The organism is Micromonospora sp. NPDC049089 (assembly GCF_040648775.1).
GTDB lineage: Bacteria > Actinomycetota > Actinomycetes > Mycobacteriales > Micromonosporaceae > Micromonospora.
This window is the reverse complement of sequence record NZ_JBEZEH010000038.1, coordinates 20436-38965: the sequence shown is the minus strand read 5'-3', so window position 1 is coordinate 38965 and position 18530 is coordinate 20436. Positions and strand designations below refer to the sequence as shown.

Below are 18530 nucleotides of genomic sequence, written 5' to 3'. Positions count from 1 at the left end.
GACCCGGGCCAGCCCGAGCGCGCGCACATCCACCGCCACGTCGGGGCCGTAGGACTCGACGAGGCGGCGCTCGAAAGCGTCCGCGTCGATCGTGTATTCCTGTGGACCCTCGACCTCCAACACGTGCGCCGCCAGAACACAGCCGACCTGCGCCGCCCGCTCGATGGGCAGGTCTGTGGCGAGCGCGGCGAAGAAGCCGGCCCGGAAGCCGTCGCCGACGCCTGTCGGGTCGACGATGTCGCCCACCCGGGCCGCCGGCACCAGGACGTCGCCGTCCCGCCCGGTGATCCGTACCCCATTGGCGCCCAGGGTCACGACCCGCACGCCCACGCGGCGCAGGATGTCGTCTTCGCTGAGCCCGGTCTTCGACTCCAGCAGCGCCGCCTCGTACTCGTTCGTCAACAGGTAGCCAGCGCCGTCGATCATCGCCTCGATGTCGGCCGACGGCATCCGGGCCAACTGCTGTGACGGGTCGGCGGCGAAGGGCAGGCCCAGCCGACGGCAGGCGGCGGCGCGGGCGAGCATCGTGTCCGGGTTCTCCGCGGCGACGATGACGAGCCCGAGCCCTCCGGCGCGCTCGGCGACACCGTCGAGGCTGATCCGGTCGGGCTCGCCCATCGCGCCGGGATAGAACGAGGCGATCTGGCAGAGATCGGTGTCGGTGGTGCAGATGAACCGGGCAGTGTGGGCGATGGAGCTGACCTGCACCTCCGAGCAGTCGACCCCGTGCCGCTCCAGCCAGCTGCGGTAGTCGCCGAAGTCACCGCCAACCGCGCCGAGCAGCACCGGCCGGTGCCCGAGTTGGGCGAGCCCGAAGGCGATGTTGGCGGCGACCCCGCCGCGCCGGACAACGAGGTCGTCGACGAGGAACGAGAGCGAGACGGTGTCGAGGCTTCCGGCGATGAGTTGCTCGGCGAACCGCCCCGGAAAGCGCATCAGATGGTCGGTCGCGATCGAGCCGGACACGGCGATCATGCGGAGGGGCCCTCTCAGTAGCGGTAGTGGTCGGGCTTGTAGGGCCCTTCGACCGGGACGCCGAGGTAGCTGGCTTGTTCCTTCGTCAGTTCGGTGAGGCGGACACCCAGCGCGGAGAGGTGGAGTCGGGCCACCTTCTCGTCCAGGTGCTTGGGGAGGGTGTGGACACCGATCGGGTACTGGTCGGTCCTGGTGAACAGCTCGATCTGCGCGATGGTCTGGTTGGCGAAGCTGTTCGACATCACGAAGCTCGGATGCCCGGTGGCGTTGCCCAGGTTCAACAGCCGGCCCTCGGACAGCACGATGATCGAGTGGCCGTCGGCGAACCGCCACTCATCCACCTGCGGCTTCACGGTGATCCGCTCGACATCGTCGCGTTTCGCGAGACCTGCCATGTCGATCTCGTTGTCGAAGTGACCGATGTTTCCCACGATCGCCTGGTGCTTCATCCGCGCCATGTGCTCGTTGGTGATCACGCTGAAGCAGCCCGTCGCGGTCACGAAGATGTCAGCGGTCTCGACCACGTCGTCGATGGTTGCGACCTGGTAGCCGTCCATCGCCGCCTGGAGGGCGCAGATCGGATCCACCTCGGTCACGATGACCCGCGCACCCTGACCACGCAGACTCTCGGCGCAGCCCTTGCCGACGTCGCCGTAACCGAACACCACGGCGACCTTCCCGCCGATCAGCACATCGGTGGCCCGGTTGATCCCGTCGATCAGTGAGTGCCGGCAGCCGTACTTGTTGTCGAACTTGCTCTTGGTCACCGAGTCGTTCACGTTGATCGCCGGGAAGAGCAGGCTCCCTGCCTGCTGCATCTCGTACAGCCGGTGCACGCCCGTGGTGGTCTCCTCGGTCACTCCCCTGATCCCGGCCGCGAGCCGCGTCCAGCGGCGGTTGTCCTCGCGCAACGACCGCGTCAACACACCGAGGATGACCTCGTACTCCTCGGAGTCCGCGCTCTCCGGGGACGGGACCGCGCCGATCGCCTCGAACTCGGCGCCCTTGTGCACCAGCAGCGTGGCGTCACCACCGTCGTCAAGGATCATGTTCGGGCCCTGGCCGTCCGGCCAGAGCAGCGCCTGCTGGGTGCACCACCAGTACTCGTCGAGGGATTCGCCCTTCCAGGCGTAGACCGGGACACCCTCCGGAGCGTCCGGGGTGCCGGTCGGGCCGACCACGATCGCCGCCGCCGCGTGGTCCTGGGTGGAGAAGATGTTGCAGGACGCCCACCTGACCTGCGCGCCGAGCGCCACCAACGTCTCGATCAACACGGCCGTCTGGATTGTCATGTGCAGCGAGCCCGTGATCCGAGCGCCCTTCAACGGCTGCCGCGAGGCGAACTCCCTCCGGATCGACATCAGACCCGGCATCTCGTGCTCGGCCAGCTCAATCTCCTTACGCCCGAAGGCTGCCAGCGACAGATCCGCCACCTTGAAATCGCTGAAGTCACCAGTCATGTCCGCACCTCCCCCACCAGTGTCGAGAACCGATGGAGTCCGGTTCAACCGCGCACTTGCTCGGTGGGGAAGACTCGACGGGTCCGTCTACTCCGGCTGGTTGGGAGTGCCGCGACCCAGCTCGTAGGGGGACGTCACGCCCTCGTAGGCGAGGTGCATCACCATGCCGTTGGCCGCGTGGTCGAGGTTGTGGCAGTGGTCCATCCAGAGACCCGGGTTGTCCGCCGTGAAGCCGATCTCGTAGATCTCGCCGGGGATCACGTCGAGGCTGTCGATCCACCACGGTGACCCGGTCGCGGCGACCCCGTTGCGGGACAGGACCAACGCGTGATGGCCGTGCAGGTGCATCGGGTGGTTCTGGTGACTGCGGTTGACGAGCCGCACCTTGACCACGTCGTCCGTCCGGACCATGAGCGTCGGTGTGTCGGGGAAGCTGTGCCCGTTGATGATCGGCACCAGGTGGAGACCCCCGTTGTAGAAGGACAGCCGGTCGTCGAGGAGCTGGGTGAACGAGCGGTCGTACGACGAGCCGGCGTCGAAGGGCCGGGAGACGCCGGAGCCGTACGACAGCGGGTCGAACCGGTCCCCGTCGTCGACGATCCTCGGCGTCGACGTGTCGCCCGGTGGCGCCAGGACCAGCCCGGCGTCGCGGTTGGCGAGGTCCGTCAGCCGCACCGGGCCCGCCGGCATCGTGAACGTCACGTCGTAGCGTCCACCGGTCGCCAGCCCGAACCGCGGGTCGGTCAGCGGGGTCGGGCCGTTGACGTCGACCCCGTCGATCGCCGCCACCCGTACCGGTGTGCCGTTGACCGTCAGGGACCGCGGACGGCTGTCGGTGGACGGGTTGTTGTCGGTGTTGACCAGACGCAGCCGCACCGGAGTGCCCGGGGCGACCTCCTGGCGTTGCAGCGTGTCACTCGTGCCGAACGAGACGATGGTGTCGGTCGGCGTACGCCACTCGTGGGCCTGCACGACGAAGTCCCGCTCGCCGGGTGGTGGTCCGCCGCGCGGCTCGACGATCAGCGCGCCGAACAGGCCCCGCCTGATCGCCTCCAGTGGGTTCTGGTGGGTGTGGTACCAGAAGGTGCCGACCTGCTCGGCGAGGAACCGGTAGGTGAAGCTGCCGCCCGGCTTTACCGCGTTCTGGGTCGCGCCGGCCACGCCGTCCTCACCGTTGGGGACATCGAGACCGTGCCAGTGGATGGTCACGTTCTCGTCGGGGATCTCGTTGTGCAGCGTCACCTCGACGAGGTCTCCCTCGCGGACCCGCAGCTCCGGCCCGGGCGACTGTCCGTTGTACGTGAGCGCCTCGATCTCCGCGCCCGACGAGAGCCGTACCGTCGCGTTCTTCGCGGTCAGCGTGAAGGCCCTGTCGGGCTTGCCGGTCCGCGGCCCGCGCAGGTCGTCGACGGAGACCCCGCCATGACCGCCGTGACCGAACGACGGGCCTCCGCCGTAGTCGACGTTGTCGTGCGACATCATGCTCGTCCGGTCGGGCAGCCTGCTGCTCTGCGCCACGTAGGTGATGCCGGCGGCGACGACCAGCACCACGACGGCGGCCTGCGCGGTGGCGCGCAGACCGCGGGCCCGCCGGCCACGGCGCGCGAAGTCGGTGGCGGTGACGACCCGCAGGCGACGCCCCTGCCAGAACCACAGCACCACCACCGACAGCAGGATCGGCGCGGAGTGGGTCGCGATGTCGTCGAGGTAGGACGGGACCGGACGGGACACGTACGCGACGTAGACGCCGACAACTGTCGCCACGGCCGTCACCTGGACCGGCACGACGAATCGGGGGTCGGCGGCGGAGGAGCGCGTCCCGGCGTCGACCGGTGCGTCGTCGCGGTTGGCCAGGGCGCGCAGGCCCGGCACGGTCCAGAGGGCGACGGCCAACATCGGCAGCAGCAGGAGCGGCATCTGCACGATCACGCGGTTGTCGGCAAAGATCCAGTCGACGGCGAGCATCAGCCCGATCGCGACGCACTTGACGACCAGCACCACCAGCGCGGCGACGAGCAGACGCAGCAACCGACGGGCGCTCTTCCGTAGCGCCTCGGGTGTCGGCCGCCAGGCCAGCCGCGTGGCGAGGATGGCCGCGGACAGCCAGATCAGGAACAGGACCCCGGCCAGGATCCCGTCGGCGTTCTCTCCGACCTCGAACATGACGCCAACGTACGAAGGCTGCGTACCGGGTGGCATCCGCCGAGGAACGGCCGGTGCGTACGGGAATCGCCGTAGCCCGCACCACCCGGGAAACAGGGGCCGTAGTCAGCTGCCGGGCGCGACGAGCCCCGTCTGGTAGGCGAGGACGACGAGTTGCGCGCGATCGCGGACGCCGAGCTTGACCATGGCTCGGTGGACGTGGGTACGGGCCGTGGCCGGGCTCATCGACAGCCGGCGTCCGATCTCCTCGTTCGTCAGCCCGATGGCCACCAGGCTCATCACCTCGCGCTCGCGGTCGGTCAACACCGCCAGCCGGCCGCCGTCGACGGGCGTCGGTGCGACCGTGCTGACGAACGCGCTCACCAGCCGGCTCGTCACCCGCGGCGAGATCAACATGTCGCCGCCGGCCACCACCCGCACCGCCTGGCGCAGCTCGTCGGGCTCGATGTCCTTGAGCAGGAAGCCACTCGCGCCGGCCCGCAGCGCCTCGAAGACGTACTCGTCAAGCTCGAAGGTGGTCAGGACGATGACCCGCACGGCCGGGAACCGCTCGACGATCGCGGCCGTGGCCCGCACGCCGTCGAGCACCGGCATTCGCACGTCCATCAGCACGATGTCCGGCCGGGTCGCGGCGACCATCTCGACAGCCTGGGCGCCGTTGGACGCCTCACCGACCACCTCCAGGTCGTCGCTGTGGTCGAGCAGGCCCCGGAAGCCGGCCCGCACGAGTGTCTGGTCGTCCGCCAGCACCATCCGGATCGTCACGCTGTCTCCCCCACCTCGACCGGCAGCCGCGCGGCCACCCGGAACCCCCCACCCTCCGGCCGGGGCCCGGCCTCAAGGGATCCGCCGGCAGCGGTGGCCCGTTCCCGCATGCCGGCCACCCCGTGCCCCCGCCGGCCAGCCCCGGACCCGACCCCGTCGTCGACGATCTCCACTGTGACGGCGTCGCCCGCGTAGGCGATCGTGACGTCGACGGTCGTTGCTCCGGCGTGCTTGACGGTGTTCGTGATCGACTCCTGCACGATCCGGTAGACCGAGAGCGCCACCTCCGGCGGGATCGGGCGCGGGGTGCCCGCGGTTCCCGACCGCACCTTCACGCCGGCCTGTTCGGCGACAGCGAAGACCCGCGCCAGATCGGGCACCTCCCCGGGGTCGCGGAGCATGCCGATGGCCGAGCGCACCTCGTGCATGGCGTCACGGGCCGCGCCCCGGATGTTCCGTAGCGCCGCCCGCGCCTCGGCCGGCCTGCTGTCGAAGATGTCGTCGGCGAGGCTCGCCTGCACACTGATCGCGGCGATCGTGTGACCGAGTACGTCGTGGACCTCGCGGGCGATGCGGAGCCGCTCCTGGGCGACCTCGTGTTGACGCTCCTGGCGCATCACCGCGAGACGTTGCTGTGCCTCGGCCAGCCGGACCCGGCGGGTGCGGATCGTCTCGGCGAGCAGCACCACTGCCGCGAGTAGCGAGCCCTCTTCGAGGGTGGCCGAGAGAGCAGGGAAGAAACCCTCGCCGAGCAGCGTGTACCGCATGATCAGCTCAAGGACGACGAAGAACCCGGCGACGACGAGCGCCCAGGTGAACCGGCCGGCGGCCGCGACGGAGAAGAGGGCGGCGGCCAGCGGGAGGGCGGGCGGGATGCCCGGGTACTCGAGGACGTAGTAGATCATCAGCGCGGTGACCGAGCCGACCAGCACCAGTAGCGGCCAGCGGCGTCGGAAGACCAGGAGCAGCCCGATCACCGCGCCGATCGCGTAGGCGCGCGCATCCGGCGGCCGGGCGCCGGGCTCGTCGGCGACCCGGATCGCCACCGCCACCACGGCCGCGACGACGACCGCGATGAGGGCATCGATCGCGATTCGCCTGACGGCCGGGTTCATGTCCGCAACGGTACGACGCGCGCACGGTCCGTCAGCGAAGGGCCCTTCCCGACCGTGAACTGTCCGCAAAGGCCCGTCGGCTCAGCCGTGGGGCCCGGAGCCGGTCGGCTCCGGGCCCTCCCTCTGCCGAACTCAGGGGCTGGTGCAGGTGACGCTGCTGGGCGCGGTGGCACCGTTGCCCGTGGCGGTGAACCCGAAGGTGGTCGATGCGTTCGGGCCAACTGTGCCGTTGTAGGCGGCGTTTCTGACCGTGACGCTGCCGGTGGTGCCCGTGTTGACGCCACTCCACAGACTGCTGATGGCCTGACCACTGGCCAGAGTCAGGCCCACCGTCCAGCCGTTCAAGGGCGCGGTGGAGGTGTTGGCCACTGTCACCTCGACCTGGAAGCCGCCGGGCCAGGTGTTGGTCGTCCGGTAGGTGGCAGCGCAGGTACCGGGCCCCCCGGTCGGCGGCGGGCTGGTCGGCGGATCGGTGGGCGGGTCAGTCGGCGGGTCGGTCGGCGGGTCGGTCGTGGGCGGCGTGGTCGACGCGAACTGGCTGAAGAACCTCCAGATTTCCCCCGACGTCCAGGTCCGCGAGTCGTTGGGGCTGCCCGACCCGTCCACCGGGCTCGGGGTGTGGTCCCCGTCGAACGCCGCCCACTGCACCGGGTAGCCGGCCCGGCAACCCGCGTACGTCGTGGTGATGTGGGTGAGGCTGCCTCGGCTCGGCTCCCGTGGGCTCTGCGCGGTGCAGCCGTTGTTTCGTACGAACGTGTCGCGCAGTTGCCGACCCTGGGAGATGTTCAGCACGCTGTCGTAGATGCCGTGGATGCCGAAGTAGGCGACCGGCTGCGTACCCCCGTTGCACCCGCTGAGGTTCGCGCCGGACAGGACGGTGACCGCGCGGATGATCGTGGGCCGGGCGCACGCCACCGCGTAACTCATCGCTCCGCCGTAGCTCCAGCCCAGGGCGAAGCGCTGGGTGGTGTCCACGCACAGATCGTTCTCGATCTGCCGGGAGATGTCGTCGAAGAGGGTCAGGTCCCGACCGTTGGTGTTGGCCCAGCCGGCGTTGAGACCCTGCGGGGCGACGAAGATCGCGCTGTTGTTCGACAGCGGCTGTAGCCCGTAGTAACCGGCCGAGGTGACGTTGTTGGCCGAGCCGTTCAACCAGTGGAAGCCGAAGATCAGCCGGTAGGGGCGGTTCCGGTCGTAACCGTCCGGTATCCGCAGGTTGTACGTACGACTCTGTCCGCTGCTCTGAATCGTCCGCGTCCCGCTGGCGAGCGTGGGGGCCTTGCCGCAGCCGGCGGTCGCCGCGAGGGTGCCGTTGGTGGCGGCCACCGCCGTCGCACCGAAGCCGCCGCTCAACACGCCGCCGGTGGTGGCCGCGAGAACAAGCGCCGCGGCCGCGATGGATGGGAGGAAGAACCTACGTCTCAGCATTGCTGGGGCTCCTTGCCGTTCGACGACCAACAGTGGTCGCCTGGCATCGACGGGGGCCCGGACTGGTCACCGACCGGGAAGGCGGCGGGAGGGGGCGGGCCCCTCGGCGCGTCTTCGCCGCTGGCTCGGGTGACCGGGAGCGTGCCCTTCACTCCCGGGTGAAAGATAGCATGTTATCGATAACACACCGAGCCGATCGGGCCTCCCGGGCTCACGTCCCGAGCGGCCGGGCCGCCCACTCGACAGCCACTTCGTGCAGGTCACCGGTGCGAAAAAGCGGGGGCTCGTGCAGCAGGAAGTCACGGTGGCTGATGTTCCAGGCGTACGCCCCGGCCATGGTGAAGGCCAGCACGTCGCCCACGCCGATCGGCCCCGCAGTGGCCGAGAAGGACAGCACGTCCTTCGGTGTGCAGAGTTGCCCGACCACTGTGACCGGCCCGCCGTCGGTGCGGGGGCCGCCGGCAGCCGGCCGTTGGTGCACGGTGAACGGCTGCGCGTGCCCCTTCGCCGCCGGAGTCCGTAGGTGGTGCGTCCCACCGGCCACCACCACGAACCACTCGCCGTAGGAACGCTTCACGTCGACGACCTCGGTGAGGTACGCCCCGCAGTAGGCGGTGACCGACCGGCCCGGCTCGATGCGCAGCCGCACGCCCGGGTGCCTGTCGAGGACGTCCGTGAGGGCCTGGCCGTAGCCCGCCCAGTCGAACCGCGCGTCCGGGTCGGTGTAGTCGACGGTCATGCCGCCGCCGACGTCGACCTCGGAGGCGTCGACCTCGGCCGCCGCCCAGTCGACAACGGCCGCGGCGACCGTCGCGGCGAGCGGTGCGTCCAGTCCGCTGGCCAGGTGGGCGTGGATTCCGCGTACGTCGATGCCGGCGGGCGGGCGGCGGGCGCACGCCACCGCGTCGGCCGGGTCCATGCCGAACGGGCTGGGTCCACCGCCCATGACCAGACTCGCGCCCGGCGCGTCGACAGGCAGGTTCACCCGCAGCAGCACCTGGGCCGACCGGCCCGCCGCAGTGGCCAGCGCGCCGAGTCGCGCCAGCTCGGTGGGGGACTCGACGTGGATGCGGCGCACCCCGGCGGCGAGAGCGGCGGCGAGGTCCGCGTCGGTCTTGCCCGGTCCGGCGTACGCGGCGGGCGCCCGTCCGGGCAGCACCTCCGCCAGCCTGCGCAGCTCGCCCCGGCTGGCGGCCTCGAACCCGTCGACGATCGGCGCGAGGGTGCGCAGCACACCGGCATCCGGATTGGCCTTGACCGCGTAGAGCAGCTCGACCGGCCGAGGCAGCGCCGCCCGGATGGCACGGGCCTGCCCGGCCAGCGCGTCGAGGTCGTGGACGTAGACCGGGCGGGTCATCGTGGCCCAACCATCGGGTTCGGCACCGGCACGAACGGCGCGGCCCGGTCGGCGTCTCGCCGCCACCGGACCAGCAGGTTCGCCTTGGCCAGCAGCGGTTCCCCGGTCAGCAGCGCGCGCAGCTCCGCCGGCTCACCGAGGTCGGCGGCCACCGCCTCGACGACGGTGCGCACCTCCTGCCACAGCCGCCGTTCGATTCCCGGCCGCGCGTCGGCGAGGGCCCCGCTGATCCCCCCGAGGTGGTTGACGAACAAGCAGTAGACGATCCGGCGGTGGGCGGCCCGGGGACCGTAGCGGACCTGCACCGGGACGCCGTCCGGCCAGGTATCCCACCGGTCGGCGTCCAGCTTCACCCCCTCCAGGTCGCGCAGCAGCATCCGTACCGGATGGTGATCCCGGTCCAGCACGACGACCACGTTCTGCAGGTGCGCCTCGTGCACGACGCCGTGGCTGAGCCAGCTGCGCAGCACCGCCGGCACCAGCAGGCCGACGTACGCGCGCCACCAGGCCACCGGATCCGACGTCACCAGCGGCGTCGCGGCCAGCGCCGCCGCCAGCACCGGGGTGTCGCCGGGACGCAGGTGCGGAAGCAAACCGCCGCGCAGGATCGTCCCGTACGCCTCGTCGGGACCTGGGACGTCGACAGTGCGGTAGGCGGGCTCGGCGAGCAGCCCCACCCCGTCCGGCAGCGGCACCCGGGCCAGCAGGTCGGTCAGGGCCACCGCCCCGGTGAGCTCGTAGCGGGCGTTCTTGCGCAGACAGTTGGTGATCCGCACGTGCAGGCTGGTCTTCACGAACAGGTCGGCCTCGGGGGCGTAGAGGGTACGGACGCTCGCCGTGGGTCGTACCGGCACACCGGCCGCCCCCAGGTCACGCAGCCGTGGATGGGTGGGCGGGATCAGCGACAGCTGCCAGGGGTGCACCGGTAGGACGCGGTACCCGCGCGGGGGACGTGGCGGGTCGAGCGCGGCCACCAGCGGATCGAACGGCCCGGCGTCGGCGGTCAGGTCGTCCGGTACGGCCAGCCAGTGCAGCCGGAACGCGGTGCGCAGCTCCGGCGCGTACGCCCGCCAACTGTCCGGGTCGCCGCTGCGCCACTTCGGGGTGGGGTGGTGCGGGTGGCCGAAGACCAGCGACTGCTCGGAGTCGACGTACGCGTCGATGGCGGGCTCACCGGTGGGGGTCGGATCCTCGGCCGGTCGGTCGGCCAGCAGCCGGGCCACGGTGTCCCGGCTGGCCCTGACCTGCTCGGCGAACTCGTCGTTGACCAGGCCGGTACGGGTGGTGAGTTCCGCCGTGACCAGGGCGGCCAACCCGTCCGCGTCCAGGTCTTCCCACCGTCCGCTGCCCGTGCTGCGTTGGACCGGGCCGCTGTAGCGGTGCGCGCCGAGCGGCGAGGTTCGCGCGACCGCACAGCGCACTGTGACGTCGCGATGCCGCAGTAGCAGCCGTACCGCGCCGTCGACAACGGTCGGGGTGCCGTCCGGCGGGGCCAGCTCGCGCAGCAGGCAACCGAAGAGAGCGTGGGCGGCGGCCAGGTCGGCGCGCTGACCGGTGTCGGTGGCCGGCCGGGAGCGCAGCTGGGCGCTCGTCATCGTGTCTCCCGGAGGTAGTTCGGGCCGGTACGCAGGTAGTACTTGTTGATGTCGGCGCAGCCGAGCCGCTGTTTGGGCAGCAGGGTGCCGGCGGTGAGCATCGCCTTGATGGGCAACTGGGCGGCGTGCAGGACCCGCTCGGTGAAGGTCCGCACCGCCGGACCGTCGCCCCACCGGTCGCGGGCGGCGGCGAGCCGGGGCACCAGCGCCTCGGCGGGTGTCGGCACGGGCAGTCCTCGGGCGGCCAGGGCGACCACTGGCGCGGCGGCGGCCAGGTGCAGGGTGATGGTGATGAACACGTCGGCCAACTCGTGCGGGTCGCGCGCCCACATCCGGTCGTCGTGCAGGGCGAGCCCGTCCACGCCGTCGTGTCGTCTGTCGAGCCGGGCGCCGTCGTTGTCCTTGTAGAGCAGGCCGACAGCGCCGTCCGGGTGCACCAGCAGGTGGATGTTCTGCGGGTGCGCCTCCAGCGCGATGCCGTGGCGCAGCCAGAGGAAGACGTGCCAGTCGAGCAGCAGGTCCAGGTAGGACTCCAGCAGCGCGACGGGTCGCTGCGGGCTGATCCGTTCGAGGACCGTGCCCGCCATCGGGTCGGCGGCGGCGAGGGCCGCGACCGGCACCACCTGGACGCCGCCCAGGTCGCGCGGAAATCGGCGCAGCAGGAAACCGCGGCGCTCGTCGCCGTCGACGTGCGCCCAGGTGCTCTCGTCGGCGTGCCGGATCCGGCCGGCGAAGCGGGGTTCGGCGGTGGCGATCCGGTCGAGCAGCCCGGCGACGGCCGCGCCGTCGGCGAGCGAGCCCGGTTGCAGCGTGCGTCGGTTACGCGCGCCGAGACTCGCGGTCGGCAGCGGCAGTTTGAGATGCAGGTACGGATCGTGGTCGAGCGCCACCGTCCGCATGGAGAGGGTGGGTCGCACCGGGGTCACCGGCAGGTCGACCACCGGGAGCGCGTCGCGGGCCACAGTGATCGGATGCGCTGGCAGCAGCAGCTGATCCGGTCGCGGCGCGCTCGGCCACCACGCTGGCAGCTCCCCAGCGAGTCGGACGTCGTCGGCCGGGGCGGCGTACCAGCGCAGCGCGAACCGTGGGGCGTGCTCCGGGGCGTACCGGAGCAGTTCGTCGTCGCGAAGACCGTGCCGGCATCGGTCGGTGGGGTAGACGGGGTGGCCGTGGTGGGCGGCGAGCACGTCGTCCAGGAGCGCCGCCGGCAGGCCGGTCGGGGTGTGCGCGCGTTCGGCGGCCACCTCGGTGAGCACCCGTGCCCGGTTGCGGGCGGCGAGGCGTCGGGCCCGCAGGTCGGCGCGGCACTCGACGCCGAAGTCCCGCCAGCCGGCCTCGGCCTCGGCGTTGTCGTACGGGGCGAGCAGCGTCAACAGTCCGTCCAGCGTCTCCGCGCGCTGCGTCTCCCCGGTGTGGGTCACCAGCAGCACCATCGGCGCGGCGCTGCGCAGGGCCTGCTGGAACCCGTCCGCCCGGACCGGAATGCGCAGCAGGCCGTCGGGGTGCGGCACCTGCCACCAGCCGGGGCCGTCCGCTCGGCCGGCGCTGCGCAGACCGAGGTGATCCTCGCGCAGCAGGGCGTCGAGCACCCGGGCGATTACCTCCCGCTCACACTCGTCGCTCACTAGACGATGGTCCACTGGAGGCTGTCGCGGAGGGCGGTCAGCGACTGCCGGACGGTGGCCTCGTCGGGGCCGACTCCGTGCAGCACGGCGAGGTAGTCGCGGTTCGTGCCGGTGTGCTCGGCGGTGCGGCCCACCTCGCGCAGCGGACGGCAGCCCAGCCGGACGTCGCCGTCGACGGTGTCGAGGGGCCCCGGTGCGGCGACGAGACGACCGGACCGGTCCGCGCAGACGTACTCGACCCGGGCGTAGCGGTCGACGGTGTGGGGCAGGCCGAGGGCGGCCAGCGGTTCGCCGAGGTGCAGCCGGATGACGTACTCGAACAACGGCACACCGAGCAGGTCGGCGAGGATCAGGTCCATCCGGTCGCCGATGAGACGGTAGTTCACCTCGATGAGCCGGACCCGGCCGTCGGAGACGACGTACTCGGTGTGGCAGGCGCCGAAGCCGACCCCGAGGGCGTCGAGCCGCTCCCGCAACTGGGTGCGTGCCTGCTCCGCCGGGGGCGACCAGGCGAGGCTCTCCTCGGTGAAGGTCGGCGGCGGGCCGAGGCCGGTGCGCCAACCGCCGAGGGAGGCCAGCTCGGTGCCGTCACCGAGGGTCTCGAAGGTCCGCAGCTCACCGGCGAGGTACTCCTCGACGACCAGTGCCACGTCCGGCCGCCGGCCACGGATCTCGGCGACCCGGGCGACCAGCTCGGCGTGGTCGGTCACCAGGTAGGCGTCCTCACTGGCAACTCCCTCGCGGGGTTTGACCACCGCCGGGAACATCAGGGTCGGCACGTCCGGCGTGGCGCCGGGGTCGACGGTGACGGTGCGTACCAGATCGAGGCCCGCAGCGGCGATCGCCCGGCGGGCCGCGGCCTTGTCCTTGCAGAGACGGGCGGCGTCCGGGTCCTTGCCGGGCAGGCCGAGCTTTCGGGCGGCGATCGCGGTGGCCTCCTGGAGATGGTCGCTGTTGGACAGTAGCGCCAGGGGCCGGGCGGGGGCCGCCGCCGCCACCACGGCGGCCGGGTCGCGGACGGCGCAGCGCGCCACCCGCACGTCGGCCGGCCATTCGGCGGGCCGGTCGGTCAGCACGGTCGCCGACAGCCCGAGCGACGCCGCCGCCGGGAGTAACCCGTCCAGGAGCGCGTCGGTGGGGTTGAGCGCGGTCAGGTACAGCTGCATACCGCCTCCGTCGACTACCACGATGTCGCTATTAGGGTAGCCTATCCTTATTAAACGGATTTGATGCGGTCTGCCCTATGTAGCAACCCGGCAGCCACCAGGCCACCGATCAACACCGCAGCCGCGCCCACCAACTGCCCCGTCTCCAGTGCCGAGGCGAAGGCGACGGTCACCGCCTCCCGCTCAGCTCCTCCACGGGCTGCGGCGAGCGCCGCGGGAAACGACCCGGCGCCGGCCAGGGCCGCCGGCAGCAGCGCCGCGAACCGGGCGTTCAGCACGGCACCCAGCACCGCGATGCCGAGGCTGCTGCCGACCTCGGTCATGGTGCCGTCGACACCCGCGCCCGCGCCGGCCTTCGCCGTCGGGATCGCGCTCATCACCGCCTCGACGATGGCCGGGTTGGCCAATGCGCAGCCGACACCCATGACGAGCAACCCGACCAGCAGCACCCCGTAACCGTCGGACGGAAAGACTGTGACCAGCGCGAGACCGGCCGCGAGCAGCGTCATGCCAACGGCGATGGCGACAGCGAGGCCGAGCCGACGGATCACGCTCGCGACGACGCCACTGACGTTGAGCAGCACAATGGACAGCGCGAAGGGCGCCATCCGCAGACCGGCCTCCCAGGCGGGGTAACCCCTGACGAACTGGAGGTGCTGGGTGAGCAGGAACAGCGCGCCGGTGGCGCCGAACGTGATCAGCACGACGCCGGAGATCGCACCGACGAAGCGCCGGTCCCGGAAGAAGCTCATGTCCAGCATCGGGTGCGCGATCCGTCGCTCCCACCGCACGAAGATCCCGAGCAGGAGTACGCCGACGGCCGCCGCGCCGACCACAGCGGTCGACGCCCAGCCGCGCTCCGGCCCGGAGATGATCGCCCAGACGACAGCGGTCAGAGCGGCGGTGGAGAGCACGGCGCCCAGCACGTCGAGTCGGCCGCCGGCCGGCCCGCGGGACTCCGGGACCAGCGCGCGAGCGACGAGCAGGCAGACAAGCACGATCGGCACGTTCATCAGGAAGATCGCGCCCCACGGCAAATGCGCGAGGATCGTGCCGCCGATCGGTGGCCCGACGGCGAAGCCCAACGCGCTGGTGGCCGCCCAGATGCCGATCGCCCGGGACCGCTCGGCGGCGTCGAAGACCTGCATCGCCACCGCGAGCGTCGCGGTCACCAGCAACGCCCCACCGACGCCCATCCCGGCCCGCGCAGCGATCAACTGCCCGCTGGTGCTGGCCAGACCGGCGGCCAGCGAGCCGACCCCGAACAGGACCAGCCCGGCGAGCAGCATCCGGCGGCGGCCGTACCGGTCGGCGGCGCTACCGGCGGTGAGCAGCAACCCGGACAACACCAACGCGTACGCGTTGATCATCCATTGCACCTCGGCGGTGCTGGCGCCCAACTCGGTGGTGAGCACCGGCACCGCCACGGTCAGCACGGTGTTGTCCAACACCACTACCAGTTGCGCGACGCACAGCACGGCCAGGATGAGCCATCGCTGTGGAAGTCGTGCCGATGTCGCGGTGTCGGTGGCCGGCTGGACCGTGGTCACGCCACCGCCTTGACGCCGTCCACTGCCGGCTGCTCGGAGGGCTGCTCGGCCGCCGGGCCGACGGCGGGGCCGGGCCGGTGCGGGAACCGCCGCTGGTGGACGAGGCCGAGCGCGACGCCGGCGGCCACCAGCACGATGGCCGCGACCGCGACCGCCGGGTAGCCGACCCGGTCGGCCGCCGCGAGACCGATGGACGCCGCCACGAACGAGCAGACCAGGCCGAACGACGACAGCACCGTGAAGTCGGTACCGCCGGTGTCGGGCCGGGAGTAGTCCATGTTGACCGTGTAGAGCACGACGTTGGCGATGGTGTAGGCCACCATGAAGCAGCAGAGCGCGGCTACCGTCCCGCCCAGCGGCGCGCGGCCGTTCATCAGTGGCAGCAGCAACAACGTCGACACCGTCAGCGTCACGCCGCCGATCACGAGCACGCCACCGCGCCCGAACCGCCCGATCCCGAGGCCCGCGACCAAGCCCGCCACGATGGCCGGGACGCTGGTCACCACACCCGTGACGACGCCGATCCGACCCAACGACCACCCGGCGTCGACCAGCGCCGGGGTGACCAGGGCGTACGCCATTCCCGCCCCGACGTAGACCAGCGGCACCACGCCGAAGGTCCACCACCGGCAGCCCGGCTGGCCGAACACCGACAGCAACGCCCGGTAGGCAGTGCCGACCCGTTCCACCCGGTCGGTACGGGGAGGCTCCTGGAACCGCCACACCACCAGCAGGCCGACCGCCGTCATCGCGACCAGCAGGCCGATCGCCGGCGCCCAGCCGAACTGGTCGTAGACCAGGACGCAGGCGCCGCCGCCGAGCAGGTTGCCGAGGTAGCTCGCCGCTACCTGGATGCCGTTGCCGGTCCCCCGGGCCGAGTCGGCCAGCATCCGGACCGCGACGGCGTCCACGGCGATGTCCTGGGTGGCCGAGAAGAACACGTACGCGGCGCAGATCGCGACGATCGGGCCGAGCGCGTCGGCCGGACTGGCGAAGGGCAGCAACGCCAGCAGGGCGAGCACCAGAGCGGTCTGGAGTACGAGCAACCAGGAGCGGTAGTGGCCGCGGTGCCGTGAGCCGTACCGGTCGAGGATCGGTGCCCAGAGGAACTTGACGGGCCAGATCAGACCGACGATCTGCAACAGCGCCAACGTGTCCAGCGAGGTGCCACCGTCGCGCAGGATGGCGGTGAGCCCGACGGTGATGAAGCCGACGCCGAGGTACTGGGTGACGTACAGCGCGGTCAGGGTGCCGAGGCGGCCCTTCATGCCGCTTTCCAGTAGCCGAGAGAGGTCAACCTGTCCTTGTCGACGCCCAACGTCTTGCGGAGGTGTCGGGTGATGCCCCGGGTGGTTGCCGCCTCGCAGGCCACCCAGTAGTGGCCCGCACCGCTGGTCGGCAGGGCCGCGCAGACCGTGTCGACGAGGTGCTGACCCTCGTCGCGCCGCGGCACCCAGGTGATGTCGTGGTGCGCCCGGGCCCGCAGCGTGAGTGCCTTCTCGCCCTCGTGGGCGTACTCCAGCCACACCGTCGCCGGGATGTCGGCACCGGCGTCGAGCAGGCTGTTCACCGCGGGCAGCGAGGCCGCGTCACCGACCAGGTAGAGGTGCTCGGGCGCGGGATCGGGCAGCTCGAAGGCGCTGCCCTGCACTGTCGCGCTGATGGTGTCGCCGACAGTGGCCGTGGTGGCCCAGCGGGCGGCGCAGCCGTCGTGGATGGCGAATTCGAGGGTGAATCGGCCGGTGGCCGGGTCGGGGTCAACCAGCGTGTACGCGCGTTGGTGGGCTCGGCCGTCGTTGTCGAACCACAGCCTGATCCACATCGTGGGGTGCACCCCGCACGCCTCCAGCAGGCCGCCCCCGTCCAGGAGGAGTCGCTGGTAGTGCCCGTCGACTGACTCGGTGCCCAGGACGGTCAACTGAAAGTCCCGCCCTCCCATGGCCTTGAGGACCAGGGCCTCCCAGTTCCGTTTCACGCACCCCTCCAGGTAAGGTCATCCTTGGTTAGGGGAGGTTAACCTAAGTTGCGCCCCGGATGGAACAGAGGACAGCGCCCGATGACGTACCAGGAGAAGATCGTCGGTCTCGGCGAGCTGTCGTTGGTGACAGTCGACCCGGATCGGGACGCCGCACTCCTGCACGGTTGGGTGACCATGCCCCGCAACTCCTTCTGGGGCATGGGTTCGCACACCCTCGACGAGGTACGCGAGATATACGCCTTTGTGGACAGTCTGCCAACGCACCACGCGTACCTGATCACGGTCGACGGGGAGCCGGTCGGCCTCTTCCAGAGCTATCAGCCCGAGGCGGACCCGGTCGGCGAGCGCTATCCCGTCCAGCCCGGCGATGTGGGGATGCACCTGCTGCTCAGCCCCGACCGACGCCTCGCCCGCAGCCTCACCAACGCGGCCGGCCCGGCCATCGCCCGCTTCCTGTTCCGCGACCCGGCCGCGCAGCGCATCGTGGTGGAGCCGGACGTCCGCAACCACCTCGCCCTGCGCCGACTGGAGATCGAGGGCTTCACCTTCGACTCCGAGATCGACATGCCGGACAAGCGGGCCCAGCTCGCGTTCCTGACCCGCGCCCGGTTCGCGGAGAGACACCCGACGCCGGTCTGACCACCGGCCGTCAGCCGTTGGCGTTCCAGAAGCCGACGAGGGTCGCGGTCCACCAGGCGAGCTGCGAGATCGTGGCGGCGGCGGCACCGGGCAGCAGGGCGGACCACTGTGGGCGGCCCTGCACCGCCACGAGTCGATCCCGGACCCGGCCGAGGAACAGCCCGTTGATGCCGACCACCAGCACCGCGAGCAACTTGACCCAGACCAGCCCGGACGACGTGTCCGGTCCGAGGGCGGCCCCACTGGCGAGCAGACCCACCAGACCCAGCCAGATGAGCAGGTGCGCGCCACGGGCGGCGGTCAGCACGGTGCCGAGCGGTTCCCGGCGCAGCAGCCAGCGAAGGCTGAACCAGTCCACCGTCAGCACCGCGCCGAAACCCACCACCAGGCAGGTCAGGTGGCAGAAGAGGGCGACCATCCGCGCACCCGGCGAGAGGGTGACGTGCGGCGCGACCAGGATCGGGATCAGCCACCCGATGCTGACCGTCAGGACCGAGGCGACGATGGTGGCCCGGCCGGCGGCGCGCCGGTGGCCACCGCGCCAGCCGGCAACCGGCATCGGGGCGACCGCCTCGGGCAGGGACGCGCTGCGGGTCCGGTGCGTCGCGCGCCGCACCGGGCGGACGGCGTCCGACGCGACGGCACGGTGGGCGGGATGGAACACCCGGGACTGTGGGTGGACGTCGACGTGCAGGTCAGACGTCCGCATCGGCC

The 18530-nt window shown here is 71.4% G+C and carries 15 protein-coding genes; 1 reads left to right on the top strand and 14 read right to left on the bottom strand.

Annotation, left to right across the window (positions count from 1 at the left end; translation table 11 throughout):
• The 13 genes from AB0B48_RS09725 to AB0B48_RS09665 form a co-directional block, all read right to left on the bottom strand.
• The coding region (locus AB0B48_RS09725) for a carbohydrate kinase family protein (protein ID WP_357198494.1) at nt 1–975 on the bottom strand (975 nt) is incomplete at its 3' end.
• 14 nt (nt 976–989) lie between these two features.
• Entirely contained in the window at nt 990–2435 is a 1446-nt protein-coding gene (gene ahcY, locus AB0B48_RS09720; protein WP_357198491.1) for an adenosylhomocysteinase, read from the bottom strand.
• 87 nt (nt 2436–2522) lie between these two features.
• Nucleotides 2523–4598: a multicopper oxidase family protein gene (locus tag AB0B48_RS09715; protein ID WP_357198488.1), complete on the bottom strand. Its 2076-nt coding sequence runs from the start codon at nt 4596–4598 to the stop codon at nt 2523–2525.
• A gap of 105 nt (nt 4599–4703) precedes the next feature.
• The gene (locus tag AB0B48_RS09710; protein WP_357198485.1) at nt 4704–5363 is read right to left on the bottom strand and encodes a response regulator transcription factor; all 660 of its coding nucleotides are present in this window, start codon (nt 5361–5363) and stop codon (nt 4704–4706) included.
• On the bottom strand, nt 5360–6478 hold the full coding sequence (locus AB0B48_RS09705) for a sensor histidine kinase (RefSeq protein ID WP_357198482.1): 1119 nt from the start codon (nt 6476–6478) through the stop codon (nt 5360–5362). Before AB0B48_RS09705 ends, AB0B48_RS09710 begins: the two co-directional genes overlap by 4 nt.
• 132 nt (nt 6479–6610) lie before the next feature.
• Complete coding sequence (locus AB0B48_RS09700; RefSeq protein ID WP_357198479.1) at nt 6611–7906, bottom strand: cellulose binding domain-containing protein; 1296 nt, start codon at nt 7904–7906, stop codon at nt 6611–6613.
• 211 nt (nt 7907–8117) lie between these two features.
• Nucleotides 8118–9263, bottom strand: a complete 1146-nt coding sequence (locus AB0B48_RS09695; RefSeq protein WP_357198476.1) for an alanine racemase — start codon at nt 9261–9263, stop codon at nt 8118–8120.
• Nucleotides 9260–10858 (bottom strand): IucA/IucC family protein, encoded by a 1599-nt coding sequence (locus AB0B48_RS09690; protein WP_357198474.1) that lies wholly within the window; start codon nt 10856–10858, stop codon nt 9260–9262. Before AB0B48_RS09690 ends, AB0B48_RS09695 begins: the two co-directional genes overlap by 4 nt.
• The gene (locus AB0B48_RS09685) at nt 10855–12483 is read right to left on the bottom strand and encodes an IucA/IucC family protein (protein ID WP_357198471.1); all 1629 of its coding nucleotides are present in this window, start codon (nt 12481–12483) and stop codon (nt 10855–10857) included. The genes AB0B48_RS09690 and AB0B48_RS09685 overlap by 4 nt, the downstream gene beginning before the upstream one ends.
• On the bottom strand, nt 12483–13649 hold the full coding sequence (locus AB0B48_RS09680) for a siderophore biosynthesis protein (protein ID WP_357198468.1): 1167 nt from the start codon (nt 13647–13649) through the stop codon (nt 12483–12485). Before AB0B48_RS09680 ends, AB0B48_RS09685 begins: the two co-directional genes overlap by 1 nt.
• Before the next feature lie 50 nt (nt 13650–13699).
• On the bottom strand, nt 13700–15199 hold the full coding sequence (locus AB0B48_RS09675) for an MFS transporter (protein WP_357198465.1): 1500 nt from the start codon (nt 15197–15199) through the stop codon (nt 13700–13702).
• Nucleotides 15196–16467, bottom strand: a complete 1272-nt coding sequence (locus tag AB0B48_RS09670) for an MFS transporter (protein ID WP_357198462.1) — start codon at nt 16465–16467, stop codon at nt 15196–15198. Before AB0B48_RS09670 ends, AB0B48_RS09675 begins: the two co-directional genes overlap by 4 nt.
• Nucleotides 16464–17174, bottom strand: a complete 711-nt coding sequence (locus AB0B48_RS09665) for a siderophore-interacting protein (protein ID WP_357198459.1) — start codon at nt 17172–17174, stop codon at nt 16464–16466. The genes AB0B48_RS09670 and AB0B48_RS09665 overlap by 4 nt, the downstream gene beginning before the upstream one ends.
• Nucleotides 17175–17255: 81 nt before the next feature.
• On the opposite strand from AB0B48_RS09665, the gene AB0B48_RS09660 reads away from it, so the two are divergent.
• Entirely contained in the window at nt 17256–17816 is a 561-nt protein-coding gene (locus AB0B48_RS09660) for a GNAT family N-acetyltransferase (protein WP_357198456.1), read from the top strand.
• Nucleotides 17817–17826: 10 nt separating this feature from the next.
• On the opposite strand, the gene AB0B48_RS09655 is transcribed toward AB0B48_RS09660, so the two are convergent.
• Nucleotides 17827–18525 carry a hypothetical protein gene (locus AB0B48_RS09655; protein ID WP_357198453.1) on the bottom strand — a complete coding sequence of 233 codons (699 nt, stop codon included), beginning with the start codon at nt 18523–18525 and terminating at the stop codon, nt 17827–17829.
• Nucleotides 18526–18530: the final 5 nt, after the last annotated feature.